Raw genomic sequence first — 23,975 nt, 5'->3', positions numbered from 1 at the left:
TAGATGCCGTTTTGACGCCTCATAACGGCATCTACTGCGAGTCAGTTGGGTGGGGACTACTTGGGGGAGAGCCGCGCGGGGACGCCGTAGCGATGTTCCGGGCGGCCGGTGCTGCCGTAGCGTAGTTGGATCTCGACGGCGCCATCATCGGCCAGCGAGGACAGGTACCGTTGCGCCGTGGCGCGCGAGACGCCCACCCGTTCAGCTACTTCCGTGGCCGAGTATTGTTCCCCCGTTGCCAAGTATTCCAGCACGGACGCTTCGGTCGCCGAACGCGGCTTTCCCGACGGCGCCACGTCGCCGGCGACGAGCGCCCGCTTGGCCCGTTCGATCATGTCCTGGTCCACAGCGTGCTGCTGGCCGAGGATCCGCCGGTATCTGGCATATGAACGCAGTTGCTGCGACAGGGATTCAGCAGTGAACGGTTTCAACAGATACGCCAAGGCCCCTCGGCGCAGGGCTGTCCTGATGGACGCGGCGTCGGAGGCCGCGGTCAGCATCATGGCATCCACATCGAGTTGCCCCAGCAGATCCAGGCCGGAACCGTCGGGCAGATAAACGTCCAGCAACACGAGATCCGGCCGAAGGCTATGGACGGATTGCAGCGCCTGCGCCGTGGATCCCATCGGGGCCAAGGCAAGGAAACCGGCCACGGAGTCAACGTAGGCGGCATGGAGCTTGGCGACGTGGAAATCGTCATCCACAATCAACACCCTGAAGTCTTCGCTCACTGGTGTCCTTCCTTGCGTTCGGCTGCGGGTGGTTCGGCTGCTGCGTAGGGTTCCGCTCGCGGGGCATCGTCCGGCGTGCCGGTGACCTTCGGCATCGTGGCCGTGAAGACGGCGCCGGGGCCGCCGGGGGAGCCGCTTTCCAGGACGCGCACGTCGCCACCGCGACGGCGGGCGAGTTGCCGGACCAACGCGAGCCCGAGTCCCTGCCCACCTGCCCTGGCGGTACCGCCGTCGGCGGCCTCCGCCGTCGTGAATCCTTCCACGAAAACCCTCTCGGGCTCGACGCCGCCGAGGCCGTCGCCGGAGTCCGCGACGACGATGTGCAGTGTGCCGCCGTCGGGCCCCGGTTCGTCGAGCAGTTCAAGTTCCACCCAGCGTTGCATCGAAGAGCCGGCGACGGCGGCGTTGACGGCGTTGTCGATCAGGTTGCCTAGCACCGTGGTGACGTCCTGCGGCTCGGTGACGTGCTCCCGCACCAGGGTCTCCGGGCCGATCCGCAACGCCACCCCTCGCTCGTCCGCTTCCACGCTCTTCGCGCCGACGAACGCCTGCAGATAAGGATCCTGGAGGAGCTCGGCTTGCTGCACGGGAAACTTCAGCGGCCCGGTGGCGGAGATCCTGGCGAGATAGTCCTTGGCTTGGCCGTGTTGGCCGATGCTCATAAAGCCGGCGATCGTATGGAGCTGGTTCGCGAATTCGTGGCGTTGGGCCCGGAGCGCGGCGGACATGGTGCCGACGGCGTCGAGCTGGCGTGTCAGCTGCTGCAGCTCGGTGCGATCCCTGAGCATGACCACCCAGCCGAGATCCTCCTTGCGGTGCAGCGCCTTGCGGGCGTTGGCAACCAAGACCCGGCCGCCCGCAACGATTTCCACGGCTTCGGCGTCGTGGGCTGAGGGTTGAGTGAGGGCCTTGAGCTGCGCAGGGACCGCGGCCGTTTCCCAATCGTTGCCGGTCAGGACATGTCCATCGGTGCCCGCCGTGGCGGGGGAGCCGGGGGGTCCAGATGCTTCCGGCATGCCCAGCAGTCGTCGGGCCGCGGCATTGAAGACCGTGATGCGGCCATCGGCGGAAATGCCGATCACGCCGTCGTCCACGCCCTGAAGCACGGCAACCTGGTCATGTACCAGGGTGCTGATTTCTTCGGGTTCGAGGCCCAGGGTCAGGCGCTGCAAACGACGACGGAGGAGGAAGGACGCCAGGACGCCGGCAACCAGGGAGCCCGCGGCGGTGAACGCAATGGGGACGATGTCCTCGGCGAGGCTTTGGCCGAGAGACTCCATGGAGTAGCCGACGCTGATCTCGCCCACCACAGTCACTGCGGAACCCGGCGCGTACACCGAAACCTTGGCACCCGCGGACGGTCCCAAGGTTCCGGTGTTCCGGGTGGTGACTTCCTTCCCGGACAGGGCATCCGAGGGGTCAGTGCTGACCCGTTCGCCGAGCCGCGCTCGGTCCGGGTGCGCCAGCCGCAGGCCGGTCTCGTCGGTGACCACCACGAACAAAGCACCAGTCCGGCTCCTGGCTGCCTCGGCAGCGGCTTGGATGGGCCCGGCCGCGAGAACCGTGGCGGGCGGGGTTCCGGACTCTTTGCTGATGGCTTCGACCTGGGAACGGATCACCGGATCCGAGGCCACCGTTCGCGCCAAAGTCAGCGCCTGGTTTTCCGCCTGCGTGCCGATCCGCCCAGAGACGAGCCACGCGTGGACGGTGCCGCTCAGCAGCACTACCAGGAGGACGACGCCGAGCTGCAGTAGCAGTGTCTGCGTCGAGAACCGCAGGGCAAGCCTAGGCATCCTGCCTCCTTCCGATGGGGAACGGCCGGCTGGAGCGGGGCAAGCAGCGGCGCTTTACTTCAAGGTCTACATCTCCATTGAAACATTGAGCACAATGAGCAAAATGCTCTCAACCAGCAGTATGTCCATCAAATCCCACAAACACCCCGCTGTGAGCGCCGCCACTATACGTTCTGTATCGCGCATCAGATCGACGTGATGCCGTTCACTGTAGTAAGGAGCCGGCTGTGCTGGTATTGCTTGGATTCGCAATGATTGCGGTGTTCATGGTCCTGATCATGACAAAGAAGTTGACGCCCGTTCTGGCGCTGATCATCGTTCCTACCATTTTCGGCCTGTTTGCCGGTTCCGGTCTTGGCATCGGAAGCATGGTGATGGACTCGATGAAGTCCATGACGTCCACGGCCGCCCTCCTGATGTTCGCGATCGTGTATTTCGGACTCATGATCGACGTCGCTTGTTCGATCCGCTGGTGAAGTTCATCCTCCGCAAGCTGGGCAACGACCCCGCCAAGGTAGTCCTGGGCACCGCCATCCTCGCTGCCGCAGTGTCGCTCGACGGCGACGGCTCCACGACCTTCATCCTGACCACCGCGGCGATGCTGCCCGTCTACCTCCGGTTGAAGATGAGCCCCGTGGTCCTGACCTGCGTGGCCGGCCTGGCCAACGGCACCATGAACATCCTGCCGTGGGGCGGTCCAACGGCCCGCGCGGCCACCGCCCTCAAGATCGATGTCAATGACGTGTTTGTTCCGATGGTGCCGTCCCTCATTGCGGGCCTCGTCGTCGTCTTCGTGTTCTCCTGGCTCTTGGGCCTGCAGGAACGCAACCGCCTCCGCGCCACGGCCCCCGAGATCTGGGGCGATGTCGCCGACGCCGGTGACGTGTTCGACGGCGGTACGCACCGCGGCGGTACTGGCGCCGGATCCTCGGGCCGCGGTTTCGGCCCGGGCCGCACCGCCGCTAGGCCTGGCACCGGTGGAGGCGCCGGCGTCGGACTCCTGGAAAGCACCGAAACCCTCGTGGACCTCGCCGACACCGGCTTGACCGCCACCGCACTCGATCCAAACCGCAAGACCCTGCGCCCGAAGCTCTTCTGGTTCAATCTCGGCCTGACCGTCGCTGTCATGGTCATGCTCGTGGCCAACCTTGTGCCGTTGCCGTATGTCTTCATGGTGGGTTCCGCCATCGCGCTGCTGGTGAACTTCCCCAAGGTCAAGGAACAGGGCGCGCAGCTGGTGGCCCACGCACCGTCCATCGTGGCCGTGGTCAGCATGGTCATGGCGGCGGCTGTCCTGACGGGTGTCCTCAACGGCACCGGCATGGTCAAGGAAATGTCGGCGTGGCTGGTCCACATCATCCCCGCCGAGATGGGTCCGTTCATGGCAGTCATCACCGGCCTGCTCAGCATCCCGATGACGTTCTTCATGAGCAACGACGCCTTCTACTTCGGCGTCCTGCCGGTCCTGAGCGAAACTGCCGCTCACTACGGCATCAGCGGCGCAGAAATGGCCCGGGCCTCCATCACCGGCCAGCCCTTCCACCTCCAGAGCCCCCTGGTCCCGGCGATCCTTCTTCTTGTCTCCCTTGCCAAGGTGGAACTGGGAGACCACCACAAGAAGGTCCTGTGGCGCACGGCAGTCATCTCAGTCGTCATGCTCGCAGTAGGCATGCTGACAGGAGCCATCGGCATCGGGTAACAAACCGACCACCCGCGCCAGGCAACGCGGGGTCACTTACAGCCCATTCCGGACCTCCGGACGGGCCGTAAGTGACCCCGCGTTGTTCGTTGTCCAACCAACGTAGACTAGTCCGGAAAACCATTTGAACTTTGCAGGGGAGATCCATGGCTGCGATCAACCGTGACGACGTCGCGCATCTTGCGCGTCTGGCTCACATTGAAATGAGTGCCGAAGAGCTGGACAGGATGGCCGGCGAACTTGCCGTCATCGTGGATTCGGTGAAGTCCGTCAGCGAAGCTGCCGGGGACGATGTCCCGGCTACGTCCCACCCGATTCCGTTGACGAACGTGTTCCGCGAAGACGTCGTGGGCCACACGTTTACGGCCGAGCAGGCGTTGTCCGGGGCCCCGGATTCCTTCGAAGGCCGCTTCAAGGTTCCGGCAATCCTGGATGAGGACTAAGCGAATGACTGAATTGAACAACTCCGAACTCATCCGCCTGTCCGCAGCACAACTCGCCGCCAAGCTGGCCGCGCGCGAGGTCACGTCCGTTGAGGTCACTCAGGCGTACCTGGACCGAATTGCGCTTGTAGACGGCGGGGCTGATGGCATCCATGCTTTTTTGCACGTCAACACCGAAGAGGCGCTCGCCGTCGCCGCCGAGGTGGACGCGGTCCGCGCCGCCGGCGGTGCTGAAGCCGAAGCGCTGCACGAGCTCGCCGGCGTACCCATCGCCGTCAAGGACCTCATCGTCACCATTGGCCAGCCCACCACAGCCGGTTCCAAGATCCTCGAGGGCTGGCACAGCCCCTATGATGCCACCGTCATCAAGAAGCTGCGCGCAGCGAAGATGCCCATCCTTGGCAAGACCAACCTGGACGAATTCGCCATGGGGTCCTCCACGGAACACTCGGCTTACGGCCCCACCCGCAACCCGTGGGACCTGGACCGCATTCCCGGCGGCTCGGGCGGTGGCTCCGCGGCCGCCGTCGCAGCTTTCGAAGCTCCGCTGGCCCTCGGCACTGATACCGGCGGATCCATCCGCCAGCCCGGCGCCGTCACCGGCACGGTCGGCATGAAGCCCACGTACGGTGCCGTTTCCCGTTACGGCGCCATCGCCATGGCGTCTTCGCTGGACCAGATCGGCCCGGTTTCGAGGACCGTGCTGGACTCGGCCTTGCTGCAGGAAGTCATCGGCGGCCACGACCCCTTCGACTCCACCTCGCTGACGGACCCCTTCGACACCCTCGTTGCCGCAGCCAAGACGGGCAACGTCACGGGCATGAAGATCGGCATCATCAAGGAACTCCACGGCGAGGGCTACCAGGCCGGCGTCGAGAACCGTTTCAACGAGTCCCTTGAGCTGCTCAAGGAGGCCGGCGCGGAAATCGTCGAGGTTTCCTGCCCCAACTTCAAGTACGCCCTGGGCGCCTACTACCTGATCATGCCGTCCGAAGTCTCCAGCAACCTCGCCAAGTTCGACGGCGTGCGCTACGGCTTGCGTGTCCTGCCCGAGGACGGCCCCATGACGATCGAACGCGTCATGGCCGCTACCCGCGCCGCCGGTTTCGGCGACGAGGTCAAGCGCCGCATCATCCTGGGCACCTACGCCCTGAGCGCCGGCTACTACGACGCCTACTACGGTTCGGCGCAGAAGGTCCGCACGCTCATCCAGCGTGACTTCGACGCCGCCTTCGCGCAGGCCGACGTCCTGATTTCGCCGACGGCTCCCACCACAGCCTTCAAGTTGGGGGAGAAGCTCGACGATCCGCTGGCCATGTACCTCAACGACGTCGCCACCATCCCGGCGAACATGGCCGGTATCCCCGGCTTGTCCCTGCCTGGCGGCCTGGCCGACGAAGACGGCCTGCCCGTAGGCATCCAGCTGCTGGCGCCTGCCCGCGAGGACGCCCGCCTGTACCGGGTGGGTGCCGTCCTTGAATCCTTGCTCGAAGAGAAGTGGGGCGGCCCCTTGCTGGACCGTGCGCCCGTTCTCGGTTCCAGCTCCACCACCGCCGGAGGTTCCAACTGATGTCTACCGACGCCATCCTAAGCTTCGAAGAGGCCATGGAGAAGTACGATCCCGTCCTTGGCTTCGAGGTCCACGTGGAACTCAACACCAAGACCAAGATGTTCTCTTCCGCCCCGAACGTCTTCGGCGACGAGCCGAACACCAACGTCAACGAGGTGGACCTGGGCATGCCCGGCGTCCTGCCTGTGGTTAACAAGACGGCAGTGGAGTCCTCCATCAAGATCGGCCTTGCCCTGAACTGCAAGATCGCCGAGTACTGCCGCTTCGCCCGGAAGAACTACTTCTACCCGGACACCCCGAAGAACTTCCAGACGTCCCAGTACGACGAGCCCATCGCGTACGACGGATACCTGGACATCGAACTCTCGGACGGCACGGTATTCCGCGTCGAGATCGAGCGCGCACACATGGAAGAGGACGCTGGCAAGCTGACCCACATGGGTGGTGCGACGGGCCGCATCCAGGGTGCCGACTACTCGCTGGTGGACTACAACCGTTCCGGTGTTCCGCTCGTGGAAATCGTCACCAAGCCGATCGAGGGCGCGGGCAGCCGGGCACCCGAGCTCGCCAAGGCCTACGTTGCCGCAGTGCGCGAAATCGTCAAGAACCTCGGCGTTTCCGACGCCAAGATGGAACGCGGCAACGTCCGTTGCGATGCCAACGTCTCGCTGCGTCCGCACGGCCGCGAACGTTTCGGCATCCGTTCCGAGACGAAGAACGTGAACTCGCTGCGCGCCGTCGAGCACGCCGTCCGTTACGAAATCCAGCGCCACGCTGCCGTTTTGGACTCCGGTGAGCCGGTCATCCAGGAAACGCGCCACTGGCACGAAGACACGCGCACGACGACGTCGGGCCGGGCAAAGTCCGACGCCGACGACTACCGCTACTTCCCGGAGCCGGACCTCGTTCCGGTCCTCGCGTCCCGCGAATGGGTCGAGGAACTGCGCGCCACGCTGCCCGAGCCGCCCGCGGCCCGCCGCAAGCGGCTCCAGGCCGACTGGGGCTATTCGGACCTCGAGTTCCGCGACGTCGTGAACGCCGGCGTCATGGACTCCATCGAGGAGACCATCGCCGCCGGTGCCAGCGCCTCCGTGGCCCGCAAGTGGTGGATGGGCGAGATCGTCGGACGCGCCAAGACAGCCGACGTCGATCCCTCCGAACTCGGCGTCACGCCGGAAACCATCGTGGAGCTCAACAAGCTCGTCGAGGGCGGCAAGATCAACAACAAGATGGCTTCCCAGGTGCTCGACGGCGTCCTCGCCGGCGAGGGCACCCCGGCCGAGATCGTCGAGAAGCGCGGCCTCGCCGTCGTGTCCGACGACGGCCCCCTGCTGGAAGCGATCGACGCCGCACTGGCGGCCCAGCCCGACGTCGCGGAGAAGATCCGCAGCGGCAAGCTGCAGGCCATCGGTGCGATCGTCGGCGGAGTCATGAAGGCCACCCGTGGGCAGGCCGACGCTGGCCGCGTCAAGGAGCTGATCCTGGAGAGGCTCGGCGTCGAAGGCTAAGGCCCACATCCTCACCCAACTAGGTCGCAGTTAATGTCGTTATGAGCCGTCAAAACGACAACAACTGCGACCTAGTTGTGTCTGGATCCACAGCCGTCACACAGCTTCAAGGGTCATGATGGAGTCATCAGTTCTTTGCTGCCCGCCCTTACCGGCCCGGGGAGGAGCGGAGAAAGGATTCGGCCATGTCCACCATGACTCCGGGGCTTCGCAAGGCCCTCATCGCCGGCGGTATCGCCGTCGTCTTGAGCGGCGGTGGTGTGGCCGCGGTCTGGGCTGCCGGCCAGATCATCCCCGCGTACGTGGTGAGCGCGACGCCGACAAGTACGGCATCGCCTGCCACCCCGTCGCCCGGGGCTACTTCGCCCGCTACCCCGTCGCCCGGTAAGGCCCGGCCGTTCCCCGTACTTCCACGCGGCTTCGCGGGCCCGGGGATCCACGGCGAGTTCACGGTCAAGAACAACGACGGCACCTACACGACCCTGGTGACGCAGCGTGGCGCCGTGCAGTCCGTCAGCGATTCGAGCATTTCCGTGAAGAGCGATGACGGCTTCACGCAGAGCTATGCGATCACATCTTCTACCACCATCGTCAGGTTCCCTGCCGCCGGAACAGGCACGCAAGGCCGGAAGCCATCGCTTCAGACCATCAAGGCCACCGAGCTGAAAGCGGGCGACACCGTCGCAGTCTCCGGTACGAAGAGCGGCACCACGGTCACGGCCACAAGGATTATCGGGGGTACCTTGCCCGCAGCGCGCAATGGTGGCGGACGGCGGCTGGGCTACGGGAGCGTCTCTTCCTGACCCGGCGCCCGGTCGTCTGGCTATGATGCTACTACCGCCGAACCGCGCCCGAGGGTCGGCGGCTTAGCCAAGAAGGAGACGAATGCGCCCCACGATCAAGTCCGTGGCGGCGGCAGCCGGTGTTTCGACGGCGACTGTGTCCTACGTGCTTTCAGGCAGGAGCGGCAAAGACGGAAGCAGGAGCGGGTCCGGGGTGGCCCCCGCTACCGTACTGCGGGTTCAAGAGGCTGCCCTGGCCCTCGGATATCGCCCCAACCAATCGGCAAGGGCGATCCGCACAGGACGAACGAACCTGCTCATGTTGTCGCTGACCATGATCTCGGATCCGTGGGCACTGGATGTCAGCCGCGCTGTTGGTACGGCTGCTGCCCAACGTGGCATTACGCCTATGATTCTGGCCGATACCGACTGGCGGGTGGCACTGAAACGGCAAAACGCGGACGTGACGTTCATCGACGGCGCCGAAGAGCCCGGGGACGCCGAACTGCTGGCGCAGGCGGCGAGATTGCAGCGCTTGGTGGTTTTCAGCGACACCATGGAACCCGAGGGATTCGACGTCGTGCGGCCCTTGGCCGGTTCGTCTTGCGAACAGGCAGTGGATCACCTCACCGCGCGGCACCACCGGGTAGGTTGCCTGATCGCCTCAACACATTCGACAAGCACCTTGGACATTCGCTTGGGCGCCTACACTCGTGGCCTGGCCAAGGCCGGCTTGGATTACCGGGACGACTACGTGGAAACGTATGACCGCGACGGGCTCAGCGCCTTCGATGCGGCGCTGCGGCTCCTGCAGCGGGCGGACCGTCCAACCGCGATCTATGCGACCACCGATTTCGCGGCGATAGCCGCCATCCATGCGGCCCAACGGCTGCAACTTCGCATTCCCGAGGACGTTGAGGTGCTCGGTATCGGCAACACCACTGAAGGCGAGCGCATGACGCCGTCGTTGACCACTGTTGGTCCCGAGGGATTTTTCGATGGCTTGGCCGCATTCCTGCTCGACCGGGCAGAGAATCCCGACGCGCCCGCCGGCATTCTGGAATTCCCCTGGAAGCTTATCGTGAGGGACTCAGCGCCCTCGGTGTGAACCCGGCACCCTCGGTGTGAACCCGGCACCCTCGGTATGCCGAGGCGCGTGGGCGATGATCAGGCGACTCGCCCTTCGTGCACTTTGATGACGTTTTCTGCCCGTAAAAGTTAAAGAAAGATCATTCTGAATCTTGCCTTTAAACGATTAACATGATGTGATCAACTGCACAACACCAGTTGGGTTGGCTGTTCGCCGAATGCGGGCCCGCCCCCGAAGGACCGTCGGTCTTCTGACCAAGACATCGGAGAATTCTTATGAACCACAACGTGACCCGCAGGTCATTCCTTTCCTTTGCGGCGGCCGGCGCCGCCGTCGTTTCGCTCGCCGCCTGCGGCGGGAACAGTGCCGCCGGGGGTAGCGCAGCCAAGGCCGCCTACGCCGCTCCCGCCCAGGACCTGAGCGCCGAGCTGAGCTACGCCATCTGGGACGCGGCACAAAAGCCCGCGATGCAGAAAATCGTGACCGAATTCAACAAGCAATACCCGAACATCAAGGTCACCATCGACGTCACGCCGTCGAAGGGTTCGGCCTACTGGACGAAGATCCAAACCCAGGCAAGCAGCAACACCCTGCCGGACGTTTTCTGGATGAACGGTCCGCACATCAAGCTTTACGCGCAAAACAACCAGCTGATGCCCCTGGACGGCCTGGTGTCCGGCAAGGCAGTGGATACGGCCAATTACCCCAAGGCGTTGGTCGATCTGTACACCGTCAACGGGGCGTTCTATGGGGTCCCCAAGGACTTCGATACCAGCGCGCTCTTCTACAACAAGGCCCTCTTCAAGGAAGCCGGAGTGTCCGAGCCGACGTCCAACTGGACGTGGGACGACGTGAAATCCGCCGGTACCAAGCTGTCCAAGTTCTATCAGGGCAAGGGCGTCTACGGGTATGCCGGTGACCTCACGGGCGGCCAGACCAGCTACTACAACACGATGATCGAAGCCGGCGGTACCGTCATCTCGACTGACGGCAAGAAGTCCGGATACGACTCGGCTGGCTCAATCGCCGGCCTCCAGTTCTGGCGCGACCTGATCGAATCCGGCGTATCTCCCTCGATGCAGCAATTGACGGACACAGCCTCGAGTGACATGTTCACGTCCAGGAAATTGGCTATGACCATGGACGGCTCCTGGACCGTCGGACCGGCCCAAAAGGCCCTTGGGGACGATCTTGGCATTGTCAGCCTCCCGAAGGGGCCGAAGAGCAACCAGAGCGTGATCCACGGACTAGCCAATGTGATTCCCGCCAATGCGAAGAACCCGGCCGCTGCGCAGGCCTTCGTGGCCTTCCTGGGAACCCAGGATGCCGCCAAGATCCAGGCTGAAACCGGAACCGTCATTCCGGCCTTCAACGGCACGCAGGATGCCTGGGTCAAGTCTGTTCCCTCTGTTGACCTCAGCGTCTTCCTTGAGCTGGCCAAGGATGCTTCGCCCTACCCGGCGTCGGTAAACACGGCCGCCTGGAACGAACTCGAGAACACCTTGCTGCCGCAGGCGTTCGCCGGGACCAAGCCGGTTGCCGACGTCGCCAAGGACCTTGCCAGCCAGATGAATGCCGCGCTGGCCAAAGAATCATGAAAGCCCAGACCCTGACGCCGGCCTCCAAAAGCGGCCGCGCCGCCCAAGCAACAGGGGATCGCCGTAAAGGAAAATCGAAGTCGGATGGCTGGTGGCCATGGTTGTTCGTGGTGCCTACTGTCGCGGGCATCGGTGTGTTCTATCTTTGGCCGATCGTCCAGACGTTCTACTACAGCTTCACCAAGTGGGGAGTCTTCGGCGGAACCAAGTTCATCGGCCTGGACAACTATGTGCGGATGTTCGCGGATTCCACTATTCCGCAGTCAATCGTCAATACGCTGATCTATACGGTCGTCGTGCTGCTGGGGATTCCCATCGCGGTCATTCTTGCGTCGTTGATCGAGCGTCCCGGACTGCGCTTCGCAACCCTGTACCGGACGCTGTACTTCATTCCCTACATCACCATGCCGGCCGCCGTCGGGATCGTGTGGAGGTTGATCTACAACGGTGACTTCGGACCCATCAACTGGTTCCTGGGCTTGTTCGGGATCCAGGGCCCCTACTGGACATCCACGCCGGGGTTCGCACTGCTCGCCGTGGCTACCGTGGGGCTTTGGATGTCGCTGGGGTTCAACCTCATCATCATCAGCGCGGGACTGCGCGAGATCCCGCGGGAGCTCTTCGAAGCCGCGGAAATGGACGGGGCCAGCCGGGTCCGCCAATTTTTCAGCATTACCGTTCCGTTGTTGACGCCCAGCATCTTCTTCGTCACGATCGTCACCGTGATCAGCGGCTTCCAGCTGTTCGATCTCCTGTACGTGATGATGGGCAAAGCCAACCTGGCGATGCCGCAGACGCAAAGCCTCGTGTACATCTTCTACAACCAGGCCTTCCTGCAGAACGACAAGGGCTATGCCGCAGCCATCGGCATCCTGATCCTGGTCATCATCGCTCTTCTGACCGCTTTCCAATTCCGTGTCCAGAAGAGGTGGGTCAACTATGTCTGAATCGCTGCTCTCCACAAAAAGCGGTGTCGAATCGCGACGGGGCGGGGCGGCTGCAACCAGGCCCTCCCAAGCCGGAGGCAAACCCTCGGAACCCGCGGGCCGCGACGGCAAGAACCGCGGCACCAAGAGCCACAGCGCCAAAGGCGGCAAGCAGGGCTCGAACGTCCTGGCACACTGTGTACTGGGCATAGGCGGGTTGGCCATGATCTCACCGCTCCTGTACCAGATCGTCATGTCGCTTTCGACGAACGCCGAAGTCCAAAGCACGCCGCCCTCCCTGTGGCCCGGCGTGGTCCAATGGCATAACTTCGCGGACGTTTTCACCTCCATGAATTTCGGTTCACAGCTCTGGGTGACGGTAGCAATCACTGTCATCAGGGTTATCGGCCAGGTGCTCCTATGCTCCATGGCCGGCTACGCCTTCGCGCGGATGCATTTCCGGTTCAAAGGGCTCATCCTGGCCATTGTCTTGTCGATCATCATGGTGCCGTCGCAATTGTTCCTGATCCCGCAGTACCAGATCATCCAAAACCTGGGTTGGCTGAACAGCATCGCCGGTATCGTGGCTCCGGGCATCTTCAGCGCCTTCGGCCTTTTCCTGATGCGCCAGTTCTTCATGGGGCTTCCGGACGAACTCGAAGACGCGGCACGGCTCGACGGTGCCAATCCGTTCCAGATCTTCTTCCGGGTCATGCTGCCCCTCGCGGCAAACGGTCTGTGGGCACTGGTCATCATTACCGTGCTGTGGTCCTGGAACGATCTCCTGTGGCCTTTGGTGGTGACGTCGACGGCGAACGCCGCGCCGTTAAGTGTCGGGCTTTCGAATCTCCAGGGTGAGCACGCCAACAATTACCCGATCCTCATGGCGGCATCGCTGATGGCCATGGCGCCGATCCTGATCATGTTCCTGCTCATGCAGAAGCGTGTCATGGCGGGCATCGGCCGCTCCGGACTCAAGTAGAGCTCAAGTAGAGACCCACGCAGCAACCCACGTAGGAAAGGATCGCAGCCTTGACGGAACAGAACCCGGTCCAGCCGGACGGCTGGTCGTTCGTGCTGGTGGACTCCTTGGAAAAGGTCTACCCGGACGCTTCGCCACGGCCTTTCGACAGGACCATCCCGATGTCCGTTTTCCCTGGCGAGACCGCGTCGGTCCAGGTGGCCCTCAGGCCGCCGATGAAACACGATTTTCGGCTCTCGGGGGCGTTGGAAGTTGTAATCGATAGTCCGGCGGCAGGGTTTGCCTCCATTTCGCAGGTTGAGCTGGTGCCCTGTTCCTTGGCGGCATTCCCGCAGCATGATAGCGGCTATGACCGGGACACTCCCGGTTTGTATCCCGACCTTTTGAGGCCTGCCCCGGATGGGCTGATCAAGCCCCTCTGTGGGCAGTGGACGGCTGCATGGATCGATCTCATGGTGCCATCCGCCGAGAACGCTGGCGATCACGAACTCGGGATCTCGGTGCGGCATATGGAAGGCAATACGCTCTTCAGCACCACCATCGATGTCACGGTGCTGCCTGCTCAAGCGCCGGAGCTGGAGATCGTCAACGCCCACTGGCTCCACTGCGACGGCTTGGCGAGCCATTACGGCGTCGGCGTCTTCAGCGAAGAGCATTGGTCGATCATCGATGCCTTCATGGGGTCTGCGGCAAGGATGGGAGCCAACTCCCTGCTGACGCCCACGTGGACCCCTCCGCTCGACACAGCCATCGGGGGAACACGGCTGCCCACCCAGCTGATCGGGATCCGCGAAGATTCCGGCTATCACTTTGATTTCAGCAAGCTGCTGCGCTGGGTGGGCCTTTGTGCCAAACACGGCATCCAGTACTTGGAAATTGCCCACTTGTTCACGCAATGGGGTGCCAAGGCGACGCCGGCGATCTATGTCGAGACCACGCAAGGCCCGGAGCGGCGCTTTGGCTGGGACGTGCCGTCGACGTCGCCGTCTTACCGGGAGCTGATGGCCGAACTGCTGCCGGCCCTGCGCTCATTCCTGGCCGAGCACTGGTCGCTTGACCGGGTCATTTTCCACATTTCCGATGAACCAGAGGGCGCCGAAGCCCTGGCGGGGTACCAACAGGCAAAGGACGTCGTCGCGGATCTCCTGGACGGGCTGACAGTGGTTGACGCCCTGAGCGACTTTGAGTTCTACAGCAGCGGAGCAGTGCCGAATCCGGTGGTGGCAAGCGATGCTGTGGCACCGTTCCTGGCGGCCGGGGTGAAAGACCTGTGGGTCTACTACTGCGTCGCACAGGACACCGGCGTTGCCAACCGGTTCATTTCCATGCCTTCAGTGCGAAACCGGGTGTTGGGCCACCAGCTCTTTGCCCTGGCATGTGCGGGCTTCCTGCATTGGGGATTCAACTTCTACAACACAGCCCACTCGCTGGCGCCCGTCGACCCGTTCAAGGACACCTGTGCCGGAGGAGCTTTCCCGGGCGGCGACGCCTTCATGGTCTACCCGGGACCGGATGGGGTGCCGTGGGAGTCGATCCGCTACAAGGTGTTCGCTCAGGCCATGTGGGACCACAGGGCACTCTCGCTCCTGGCCAAGCTGGCCGGTCGCGAGGAGGTGCTCGCGCTCATCGATACGAACGGCTCGGGCGGGAGCCTCGCCATGGACAGCTTCAGCTACGACCCCCTTCATTACCGTAGGGTCCGCGAGCTGGTCAACCAAGGAATCGCGCAGCGCGTGGGTCAAACACGCCGGCGCAACAACTTCTCTAGTTAGGAAAGTACTCATGGACCTCAAAGTAGGCATCGTCGGATTCGGCTTGCGGTCGTCGCTGTGGCGCCACGCGCACAAGCCCGGCCACGGTTCGGAAGTCACCGTCGTGTGCGATCTGGGCGAGCGCGGCAGGGCGGATGCGGCCGAAAAGATCCCGACGGCGGTAATCACCGACGACTTGGACGTCCTGTTGACCTCCGGCCTGGACGCGGTCCTGGTCCTGACTCCGGACAACCAGCACTCCGCCGTCGCCGTCCGGACGCTCAAGGCGGGCATTCCCACGTTCTGCGAGAAACCGCTTGACGTCACGCTGGAGGCAGCCGACCTTATCCTCCAGACGGCCTTCGACACCGGAACGCGACTCTATGTGGGCCACAACATGCGCCACATGCCGGTGGTGGTGCAGATGCGCGACATCATCCAGGCCGGGACCATCGGTGACGTCAAGGCAGTCTGGTGCCGGCACTTCGTGGGGAACGGCGGGGACTACTATTTCAAGGATTGGCATGCCCAGCGTGCCAACACCACAGGGCTGCTGCTGCAAAAGGGCGCGCACGATATCGACGTCATCCACTGGCTCGCCGGGGGATACAGCACCAAGGTGCAGGCGATCGGCGAGCTGGCCGTCTACGGGGACGTCGCTTCCCGCCGCGACAACACGGCGCGCCGGATGGGTGATTGGTTCTCCGTCGACAATTGGCCCCCCACCGAGCAGACGGACCTCGCCGAGACGATCGACGTCGAGGACATTTCAATGATGAACATGGTCCTGGACAACGGCGTACTCGCCTCGTACCAGCAGTGCCATTTCACCCCGGACTATTGGCGGAACTACACGGTGATCGGCACCAAAGGCAGGATCGAGAACTTCGGTGACGGGGCCGGCGACCAGATCTACGTATGGACGACGCGGACAACCTCCGGCTTCGCCGAGCCCGACCAGAAGGTCTTGGTCCGTGACGGAGAAGGCGGCCACGGCGGTGCGGACCCCTTGCTCATAGCTGAGTTCCTGCGGTTCGCCAAGGACGGGGGAACCACGGCGACGTCGCCGATCGCGGCCCGCGAGGCCGTGGCTGCGGGAGTGCTTGCCACCGAGTCCCTCCGCGGCGACGGTTGCACCCGCGAAGTTCCGGCGTTGCCCGAAGAGCTCCTGGAGTACTTCAACGCAGGCCAGCCGGCCCGGGTCCGGGAACTTTAGCGTCCCAGCTCCCAAGTAACTCGCATTTGTTGTCGTATTGGGCGCCCATAACGTCAACAAATGCGAGTCAGTTGGGCTGGATACCGCCGGCAAGTTCGGTCATGACGGTCTGCAGTGCTTCGCAGACCGTCATGACCGATTTCCGTTTCAGGGTCTCCGGCCTCGCCAGGATGTCGATCTTGCGCACGGAATTCACCCCCGCGAGCGGACGCAGCACGACGCCGGCGTCCAGTACCCGCTGGGCGGTGAACCGCGGGAGCAAACCAATCGCGCCACCGGCCGCCACGAGCGAGGCCACGGTTGAGTAGTCGTTGATGCGGTGCAGGACATCCGCCGGACGCCCGCTGACGGCGACGACGGCGGCCAGCACGTCCGCGGGGGAGTAGCCGGCGCGGCTGGTCACCCACTGCTGCCCGACGACGTCGGCCGGCCTGAGTTCGCGTCGCGCCGCGAGCGGATGCCCGGCAGGCAACGCGACGTCGAGCGGTTCGTCGGCGAGCGGGATCACGGCTACTTTGTCGGTGGGCCAGCCGGGGCTGTGCTCCATCCGGTGCGCCAGCACTAGGTCATAGCGCGCGGCCAGTCCAGGAAAATCCTCCTGTGCGACGTCTTCGTCGGCGAGCTTCACGCGGGGAACACTGTTTTCCGGACCCGCGTTGCGCGCTCTGGTCAGCAAAGCCGCGAGCGGAGCGAACAAAGCCTGGCCCGCACTGTGGAAAGCGCTCACGGTCACGGTGGAACCCGGGGAATCGTGGTACGCGCCGATGGCGGCCCGGGCGTCGGCGAGCGCATTCACGACGGCGGCTCCGGCGTCGGCGAGGACCCGGCCCGCATCGGTGAGCACCAGGGCGCGGCCTTCCTTGCGGGTCAAGGGCACCTCCACAGACTTCTGCAGGAGTGCGAGCTGCTGGGAGACGGCCGACGGAGTGACCATGAGCGTCTCGGCCACGGCCTTGACACTACCGAGATCTCCTAGTTCCCTGAGCATTTGGAGCTGATGTACTTCCATTAAGCAAATGCTAAATCGTTGATTGAGAAAAACCTAGTTGTGCTAAACCGTCCGTGGGGTTTCAATGAAGTGAAACGGCACACAAACGGCCCAATCCCTTGAGTTAGGAAGACCCATGAAGGCTCTCTACAAGTCCGGTCCCCACGCTGGTTTTGAACTCGTCGAACGGCCCGAGCCGGAGGCAGGTCCCAGCGACGTCAAGATCCGCGTCATGACCACCGGTATCTGCGGAACGGACCTGCACATCCAATCCTGGGACGCTTGGGCGCAGGGCATCATCGAGGCTCCGTTGATCGCGGGACACGAGTTCTACGGCGAAGTGGTCTCCGTGGGCGAGGACGTCCGCGACGTCAAGGTCGGTGACCGTGTCTCCGGGGAAGGCCACGTGGTCTGCGGCATTTGCCGCAATTGCCGTGCAGGCCGCCGCCAGATGTGCATCCACACGGTGTCCGTGGGCGTGCAGCGCGATGGCGCCTTCGCCGAATACGTTGTCATCCCGGAGACCAACGTCTGGGTCCACCAGGATCCCTCCATTACTCCGGAGCTCGGCGCCATCTTCGATCCCTTCGGCAACGCCGTCCACACCGCCCTGAGCTTCCCCCTGGTCGGCGAGGACGTGCTCATCACAGGTGCCGGACCCATCGGACTCATGGCAATCGCCGTCGCGCGCCACGCCGGTGCCCGCAAGATCGCCATCACGGACGTCTCCGCTCCCCGCCTCGAACTCGCCCGGAAGATGGGCGTGGACCTCGCCGTCGATGTGTCGAAGATGCGCGTCAAGGATGCCCAGCTCGAGCTCGGCATGCGCGAAGGATTCGACATCGGCCTGGAAATGTCCGGACATCCCACGGCCCTGCCTGAGATGATCAACAACATGAACCACGGCGGACGCATCGCCATGCTTGGCTTGCCCAGCCAATCCATTGACATCGACTGGGGCAAAGTGGTCACCCACATGCTGACCCTCAAGGGCATCTACGGCCGCGAGATGTACGAAACCTGGTACGCCATGAGCGCCATGCTGTCCTCCAACCCCGAACTGCACAGCCACATTTCCGCCGTCGTCACGGACAAGCTGTCCGCCACCGACTGGGAAAAGGGTTTCGAAATCGCCCGCGCCGGCACAGGCGGCAAGGTCGTCCTCGACTGGACCGAAATCTAAGACACCGTAAAGTCCTCCCCAAGACCCCAGTACCAGGAGCCACCATGTACTCAAGCATCAAAGACCAGCTGCAGGGCGAACTTGAAGAGATCCGCACCGCGGGCCTCTTCAAGACCGAACGCCACATTGACTCGCCGCAGGCCAGCCACATCTCCGCAGGCCAGCTCGGCCAGCCGGCGAATACCGTCCTGAACTTCTGCGCGAACAACTACCTGGGCCTCGCAGACCACCCGGACATCATCGCGGCCGCCAAGTCCGCCATGGACGACCGCGGCTTCGGCATGGCATCCGTCCGTTTCATCTGCGGCACCCAGGACCTGCACCTTGAGCTCGAGGCCCGCGTCTCACGGTTCCTCGGAACCGAGGACACCATCCTGTTCTCCAGCTGCTTCGACGCCAACGGAGGCGTTTTCGAGTCCCTGTTCGGGGCCGAGGACGCCATCATCTCCGATTCCCTGAACCACGCCTCCATCATCGACGGCATCCGGCTCAGCAAGGCCAAGCGCTTCCGCTACGCCAACCAGGACATGGCTGACCTCGAAGCCAAGCTCATCGAGGCCTCAACCGGCGAGGCCCCGGCCCGGCGCAAGATCGTCGTGACGGACGGCGTCTTCTCCATGGACGGCTACCTTGCTCCGCTTGAGGCCATCTGCGATCTCGCGGAAAAGCACGAGGCGCTGGTCATGGTGGACGATTCCCACGCCGTCGGCTTCATGGGAGCCACCGGTGCCGGAACCCCGGAACACGCCGGTGTTTCCGACAGGATCGACATCTACACCGGCACGTTCGGCAAGGCCCTTGGCGGCGCCTCCGGCGGCTACGTCTCCGGCCGCAGCGAAATCATCGCCATGCTGCGCCAGAAGGCCCGCCCGTACCTGTTCTCCAACTCCCTGGCTCCGGCGATCGTTGCAGCCACCATCAAGGCCATTGAGCTGGTCCGGGGCTCGGGCGAGCTCCGCTCCAGGCTCTTCGAGAACGCTGCCTTGTTCCGCCGCCGCATGAGCGAGGAAGGCTTCGAACTGCTCGACGGCGAGCACGCCATCATTCCGGTGATGTTCGGCGACGCCGTGGTGGCCGCGAAGGTTGCCGACGAGATGCTCCACCACGGAGTGTTCGTCACGGCGTTCAGCTACCCGGTGGTACCCAAGGGAGCAGCCCGGATCCGCGTGCAGCTCTCGGCGGCACACAGCTCCGAGGACGTCGAGGCGTGTGTTGAGGCCTTCGTGAAGAGCCGCGCAGCCGCGGGGCTCTGAGTTCCCATGATCCTCACCATCCTGGGCGGCGGGGGATTCCGGGTTCCCCTGGTCTATTCAGCATTGCTGTCGGACCATGGGCCCGGCCGTGTCACCGAACTGAGGCTGTTCGATGCCGACCCCGCGCGCCTGGGCGTGGTGGCCAGGGTCCTTGCCGACCTGGCCGAGGGGGTGCCCTGCGCACCCTCAGTGAGGATGTTCACGGAGCTGTCCGAAGCCCTGCCCGGTACTGACTTCATCTTCTCCGCCATCCGGGTGGGTGGCCTGGAGGGACGCGCCGCCGATGAACGGATTGCCCTGGAGCACGGCGTCATCGGGCAGGAGACCGTCGGCGCCGGCGGGATTTCCTATGCCCTGCGGACCATTCCCGTAGTCCTGGACATCGCCGAGTCGGTGAAGAAGCATGCTCCGGAAGCCTGGTTCATCAACTTCACCAATCCGGCCGGGGTCATCACCGAAGTCATGACGCGGGTCCTTGGCAGCAAGGTGGTGGGGATCTGCGATTCGCCGGTGGGGCTGGCCAGGAGATGCCTGCTCGCAACCGGAGTCCACCGCGGAGCGGCAGCCTTTCGGGACGGTTCCGTGGAAATCGACTACATCGGCCTCAACCACCTGGGCTGGCTGCGCGGGCTGGTAGTCGACGGTGAGGATGTCCTGCCGCGGCTCCTGGCCGACGACGGCGCCATCGAGTCCTTCGAAGAAGGCCGGCTGTTCGGCGCTTCCTGGATCAAAGCCCTGGGCGCGGTTCCCAACGAGTATCTGCATTACTACTACTTCAGGCGGGAAGCGCTCGACGCTGACCGGCGCGCCGAAACCACCCGCGGCGCCTACTTGGCGCGGCAGCAGTCGTCCTTCTACAGCGGGCTGGCGGAAGCGAGCGACGGCGGTGCGGAGCCCGCCCCGGGGGTCCCGTCGTCGAAACCGGCCCTCAGGCTCTGGGAAAAGACCAAGCTCGATCGCGAAGAGACGTACATGCAAAGCAACCGGGAGGCAGCCGGTACGTTCGAACGCGACCCTGATGACCTGGTGTCCGGCGGCTACGAGGCCGTAGCTTTGGCGATCATGCGCGCTATCAGCCAGGGGGAAACGGCCCGCCTGATCCTGAATGTCCCCAATGGGCGCACCCTGTCTGAGCTCGACGCCGACGCCGTCATCGAGGCGCCCTGCCTCGTGGATGCCGGCGGAGTCCGCTTGCTCCCGGCAAAGGCTCTTCCGGACTACGCGCGCGGACTCGTCATCAACGCCAAAGCGGTGGAACGTGCCACGATCGACGCTGCTCTCACGGGTTCCCGGCGCTCCGCCTACAAGGCGATGGCCATGAACCCGCTCGTGGACTCGGTCAGGGTGGCAGAAGCACTCCTGGATGACTACATCAGCCATTTCAAGGAGCTCCAATACCTGCGCTGAACCCCTTCGCCTAAGCCCTGTCCCGCAGGGGATCGGAGGCCTAGTATCTGCAGCATGGACAAAGATGCAGCACAACGTGTAACCGAGGTGTTGGATTCGCAGCAATGCTGGAATCTCCTGAGGGGCGTGTCCGTCGGCAGGCTGGCCGTGTGGCTCGGAGACCACCCTGACATTTTTCCGATCAATTACACCGTGGACCAGGGGACGGTTGTCTTCAGGACCGGAGCGGGCACAAAGCTGGTCGCGGCGTTGGGCGAATTCCCGGTGGCCATGGAAGTGGACGGCGTCGATGCGAACACGGGAGTCGCATGGAGTGTTGTGCTCCACGGCAAAGCGACGCCCGTCAAACAGCTCGACGACGTGGTCAACTCGTTCTCGTTGCCCCTGTTTCCGTGGGAAGCCGGCAAGAAGGACCACTTCGTGCGGGTTCCTGCGGATTCGATCTCCGGGCGGCGCTTCACCGTCACGGAGCCGCTCACGTGGTGGACCCCCTACAGCGGCATCAAGCGGTCCGCGGTGGAATAGCCCTCTCGCATCTGCGCCTGTGCGCTGACAGGATGGGGGGATGGCTGCAAATTATGATGTGGTAATTGTCGGCGGAGGCATCGCCGGGTTGTCGCTGGCCTCAGCGCTGGCCGGCCAGTGTTCGGTGGCCCTCGTGGAAGCCGAACAGACGCTGGCCTACCACACGTCCTCCCGCTCGGCCCGGCAGTTGATCCCAAGTTTCGGCCCAGCCGTCGTGCAGGAACTCACCGTCCGCACGCTGGAACTGATGGTAGCCCGCGACGCCGCGTTGCCGGTACCGGTACTGGAACCGCGCTCGTTTATGTTGGTGGGCGACGAAGCCACCGTCAAGGCAGAAGCCAGCGGGCACATGCACCCCATCACGCACGCCGAAGCCCTTGAGTTGTGCCCGGCACTGAATCCCGGATCGTTCACGGCCGCCGGCCTGGATACAGGGTCGTTCGCCTGCAATGCGCCCGTGCTCTTGGAAGACCACCGGCAACGGGCCGAGGCCGGGGGAGTGGACATCATCACCGGCGCCCGGGTCCATTTGGCCCAACGCCTCGGTTCCGGCTGGCAATTGGGCGCCGGGCTGGAAGGTTTCCAGTCCGCCGTCGTCGTCAACGCGGCAGGTGCCTGGGCGGACGAACTCGCGGTCCTGAGCGGGGTGGAAAAGCTGGGCTTGCAGCCGTTCCGGCGTACTGCTGCAATCGTCGACGTCGAACGCCCGCTTGCGCCGGGCACCCCCATGGTGGCGGCAGCGGATGACTCCTACTACTTCCGGCGCGAGGGGGAGCAAGTGCTCATTTCGCCGTCGGAGACGGTGCCGAGTGGCCCCGAAGACGCACAGCCGCGTCCCGGCGACGTGGAAGAGCTCGTGGCCCGGCTGAATTCGATCACGTCGCTGGGCATCCGCTCCGTGGCCAAAGCATGGACCGGGTTGCGCACCGAAGCTGCCGACGGTGTTCCGGTGGTGGGTTTCGACGCCGAGGCTCCCGGCTTCTACTGGCTTGCGGGCCAAGGCGGTTACGGTTTCCAGACCTCCTCCGCCATTGCTGAACTCGCTGCCGCCGAGATCCTGGGTTCGGGGATCGTTGGCCCTGCATCGGGCATCAGTCCGGTATCCCGGACACCGGGGTCGCTCGCGGCCACCCGTTGGTCCATCCGCCGTTGAACAATAGGTTCATGAGCGGGCAGACGAGCACACTGATCAGCAACATCGGCGAACTGATGACCCAGGACGCGGAGCATCGTGTCCTCAAGGACGCCGCCGTGGTGATCGAAGGTGAGCGGATTTCCTGGATCGGTCCGGCATCGGAGGCTCCCTCGGCTGATGAGCACGTGGACGCGGAGGGCCGCGCCGTGCTCCCGGGGTGGGTGGACTCGCACTCGCACCTGATTTTCGCCGGAGACCGCACCGCCGAATTCGAGGCCAGGATGGCCGGCCAGAGCTACAGCGCCGGCGGCATCGCCGTCACCACAGGCGCCACCCGCGCCGCGAGCGACGAGGAACTGACCCGACTCGCCGCCGGGCGCGTGGCCGAAGCCGTCTCCCAAGGCACCACCTACCTCGAGAGCAAGACCGGCTACGGACTGGACCTTGAGAACGAGGCCCGCAGTGCACGCATCGCCGCCGCGACCGTGGACGAAGTCACCTACCTCGGCGCGCACTTGGTCCCGGCCGGAGCTGACGCCGAGGAATACACGGACCTCGTCTGCGGCCCAATGCTCGACGCCGTCCGCCCGTACGTCAGCTGGGCCGACGTTTTCTGCGAGCGCGGCGCTTTCACCGAAGAACAGTCGCGCCGCGTCCTGACCGCCTGCCGCGATGCGGGCCTGGGCCTGCGTGTCCACGGCAACCAATTGGGCGAAGGACCTGGCGTGCAGTTGGCCGTGGAGTTCGGTGCGGCCAGCGTTGACCACGTCAATTATCTTTCAGCGGCCGACATCAAGGCGCTCGCCGGAACCTGGAGCGGCTGGGACGCCTCGACCGGAACGGGCACGCGCGGCACGGTGGCCACGTGCCTGCCGGCGTGCGATCTCTCCACCCGCCAGCCGCTCGCCCCGGGCCGCGCACTGATCGACGCGGGGGTGCAGATTGCCTTGGCCGCGAACTGCAACCCCGGCACCTCCTACACGAGCTCCATCGCCTTCTGCGTCACCACGGCGGTTCTGCAGATGCACCTGAGCGTCCACGAAGCCGTCCGGGCGGCCACGTATGGCGGTGCGCTCGCGCTCGGCAGGGAGTCGGGCAACGACGTCGACGGCGAACGGGCGGTGGGATCGATCGCCGTCGGGCACCGCGCAGACCTGCACATGCTCAAGGCGCCGTCGGCGACGCACCTGGCGTACCGGCCCGGTATCCCGCTGACTTTCGCGGTGTGGCGGGCAGGCGTGCGCGAGGTCTAGCGGCGCTCTCGAGTCAACAAGGCAGGGCCTCTCCGGATGGAGGGGCCCTGCCTTTGCTTTCGGCGCGCCGAGGCCCGTCACGATCCTTGTGCGATTGAATATGATCGTTTAGTGTTTATATGGATCATAAAACGTCAAAGCA

Annotated in this window: 19 protein-coding genes and 1 pseudogene; 17 read left to right on the top strand and 3 right to left on the bottom strand. The window is 64.2% G+C overall.

Translation table 11 applies throughout. The features are described 5' to 3' along the window. Positions 1-56 precede the first annotated feature (56 nt). A complete protein-coding gene (locus ABH924_RS14700) occupies positions 57-731 on the bottom strand; it encodes a response regulator (RefSeq protein ID WP_404499884.1) in 675 nt (224 codons plus the stop codon). Beyond that, positions 728-2,524 (bottom strand): ATP-binding protein, encoded by a 1,797-nt coding sequence (locus ABH924_RS14695; protein WP_404499882.1) that lies wholly within the window; start codon positions 2,522-2,524, stop codon positions 728-730. Before ABH924_RS14695 ends, ABH924_RS14700 begins: the two co-directional genes overlap by 4 nt. 227 nt (positions 2,525-2,751) lie before the next feature. Between ABH924_RS14695 and ABH924_RS14690 the strand changes: the two are divergent. The 11 genes and pseudogenes from ABH924_RS14690 (at position 2,752) to ABH924_RS14640 (ending at position 16,089) form a co-directional block, all read left to right on the top strand. Beyond that, positions 2,752-4,223: pseudogene (locus ABH924_RS14690) on the top strand (CitMHS family transporter). Positions 4,224-4,369: 146 nt separating this feature from the next. After that, positions 4,370-4,666, top strand: a complete 297-nt coding sequence (gene gatC, locus ABH924_RS14685) for an Asp-tRNA(Asn)/Glu-tRNA(Gln) amidotransferase subunit GatC (RefSeq protein ID WP_404499880.1) — start codon at positions 4,370-4,372, stop codon at positions 4,664-4,666. Between the two features lie 4 nt (positions 4,667-4,670). Further along, on the top strand, positions 4,671-6,236 hold the full coding sequence (gene gatA / locus ABH924_RS14680; RefSeq protein ID WP_404499878.1) for an Asp-tRNA(Asn)/Glu-tRNA(Gln) amidotransferase subunit GatA: 1,566 nt from the start codon (positions 4,671-4,673) through the stop codon (positions 6,234-6,236). Further along, the gene (gene gatB / locus ABH924_RS14675) at positions 6,236-7,744 is read left to right on the top strand and encodes an Asp-tRNA(Asn)/Glu-tRNA(Gln) amidotransferase subunit GatB (RefSeq protein ID WP_234750787.1); all 1,509 of its coding nucleotides are present in this window, start codon (positions 6,236-6,238) and stop codon (positions 7,742-7,744) included. The genes gatA and gatB overlap by 1 nt, the downstream gene beginning before the upstream one ends. Positions 7,745-7,929: 185 nt before the next feature. After that, a complete protein-coding gene (locus ABH924_RS14670; protein ID WP_404499876.1) occupies positions 7,930-8,547 on the top strand; it encodes a DUF5666 domain-containing protein in 618 nt (205 codons plus the stop codon). An 82-nt stretch (positions 8,548-8,629) separates the two neighbouring features. Further along, on the top strand, positions 8,630-9,634 hold the full coding sequence (locus ABH924_RS14665) for a LacI family DNA-binding transcriptional regulator (RefSeq protein ID WP_404499874.1): 1,005 nt from the start codon (positions 8,630-8,632) through the stop codon (positions 9,632-9,634). Between the two features lie 257 nt (positions 9,635-9,891). Next, a complete protein-coding gene (locus ABH924_RS14660; protein ID WP_404499872.1) occupies positions 9,892-11,214 on the top strand; it encodes an extracellular solute-binding protein in 1,323 nt (440 codons plus the stop codon). Next, positions 11,211-12,161: a carbohydrate ABC transporter permease gene (locus ABH924_RS14655; protein ID WP_404499870.1), complete on the top strand. Its 951-nt coding sequence runs from the start codon at positions 11,211-11,213 to the stop codon at positions 12,159-12,161. The genes ABH924_RS14660 and ABH924_RS14655 overlap by 4 nt, the downstream gene beginning before the upstream one ends. Continuing rightward, positions 12,154-13,122 carry a carbohydrate ABC transporter permease gene (locus ABH924_RS14650; RefSeq protein ID WP_404499868.1) on the top strand — a complete coding sequence of 323 codons (969 nt, stop codon included), beginning with the start codon at positions 12,154-12,156 and terminating at the stop codon, positions 13,120-13,122. The genes ABH924_RS14655 and ABH924_RS14650 overlap by 8 nt, the downstream gene beginning before the upstream one ends. Positions 13,123-13,172: 50 nt before the next feature. Beyond that, positions 13,173-14,894, top strand: a complete 1,722-nt coding sequence (locus ABH924_RS14645) for a DUF4091 domain-containing protein (protein ID WP_404499866.1) — start codon at positions 13,173-13,175, stop codon at positions 14,892-14,894. Between the two features lie 10 nt (positions 14,895-14,904). Then, positions 14,905-16,089: a Gfo/Idh/MocA family protein gene (locus tag ABH924_RS14640; RefSeq protein WP_404499864.1), complete on the top strand. Its 1,185-nt coding sequence runs from the start codon at positions 14,905-14,907 to the stop codon at positions 16,087-16,089. Between the two features lie 67 nt (positions 16,090-16,156). Here ABH924_RS14640 and ABH924_RS14635 read toward each other — a convergent pair whose 3' ends face one another. Then, positions 16,157-17,098, bottom strand: a complete 942-nt coding sequence (locus ABH924_RS14635; protein WP_404499862.1) for a LysR family transcriptional regulator — start codon at positions 17,096-17,098, stop codon at positions 16,157-16,159. Between the two features lie 115 nt (positions 17,099-17,213). On the opposite strand from ABH924_RS14635, the gene tdh reads away from it, so the two are divergent. From tdh to hutI, 6 genes are read left to right on the top strand one after another with little or no spacing between them, the layout of a single operon-like run. After that, positions 17,214-18,260 carry an L-threonine 3-dehydrogenase gene (tdh, locus tag ABH924_RS14630; RefSeq protein ID WP_404499860.1) on the top strand — a complete coding sequence of 349 codons (1,047 nt, stop codon included), beginning with the start codon at positions 17,214-17,216 and terminating at the stop codon, positions 18,258-18,260. A gap of 44 nt (positions 18,261-18,304) precedes the next feature. Then, positions 18,305-19,513: a glycine C-acetyltransferase gene (locus tag ABH924_RS14625; protein ID WP_404499858.1), complete on the top strand. Its 1,209-nt coding sequence runs from the start codon at positions 18,305-18,307 to the stop codon at positions 19,511-19,513. A 6-nt stretch (positions 19,514-19,519) separates the two neighbouring features. Further along, positions 19,520-20,920 (top strand): 6-phospho-beta-glucosidase, encoded by a 1,401-nt coding sequence (locus ABH924_RS14620; protein ID WP_404499856.1) that lies wholly within the window; start codon positions 19,520-19,522, stop codon positions 20,918-20,920. Positions 20,921-20,974: 54 nt separating this feature from the next. Beyond that, entirely contained in the window at positions 20,975-21,445 is a 471-nt protein-coding gene (locus ABH924_RS14615; protein WP_234750775.1) for a pyridoxamine 5'-phosphate oxidase family protein, read from the top strand. Between the two features lie 40 nt (positions 21,446-21,485). Beyond that, entirely contained in the window at positions 21,486-22,598 is a 1,113-nt protein-coding gene (locus tag ABH924_RS14610; RefSeq protein WP_404499854.1) for an NAD(P)/FAD-dependent oxidoreductase, read from the top strand. 11 nt (positions 22,599-22,609) lie between these two features. Next, positions 22,610-23,833, top strand: coding sequence for an imidazolonepropionase (hutI, locus tag ABH924_RS14605; protein ID WP_404499852.1), 1,224 nt, complete (start codon positions 22,610-22,612; stop codon positions 23,831-23,833). The last annotated feature ends 142 nt before the right edge of the window (positions 23,834-23,975 follow it).

The sequence above is a fragment of the Arthrobacter sp. GAS37 genome (assembly GCF_044908325.1).
Classification (GTDB): Bacteria; Actinomycetota; Actinomycetes; order Actinomycetales; family Micrococcaceae; genus Arthrobacter; species Arthrobacter ramosus.
This window is presented reverse-complemented; position numbering and strand designations above follow the sequence as displayed.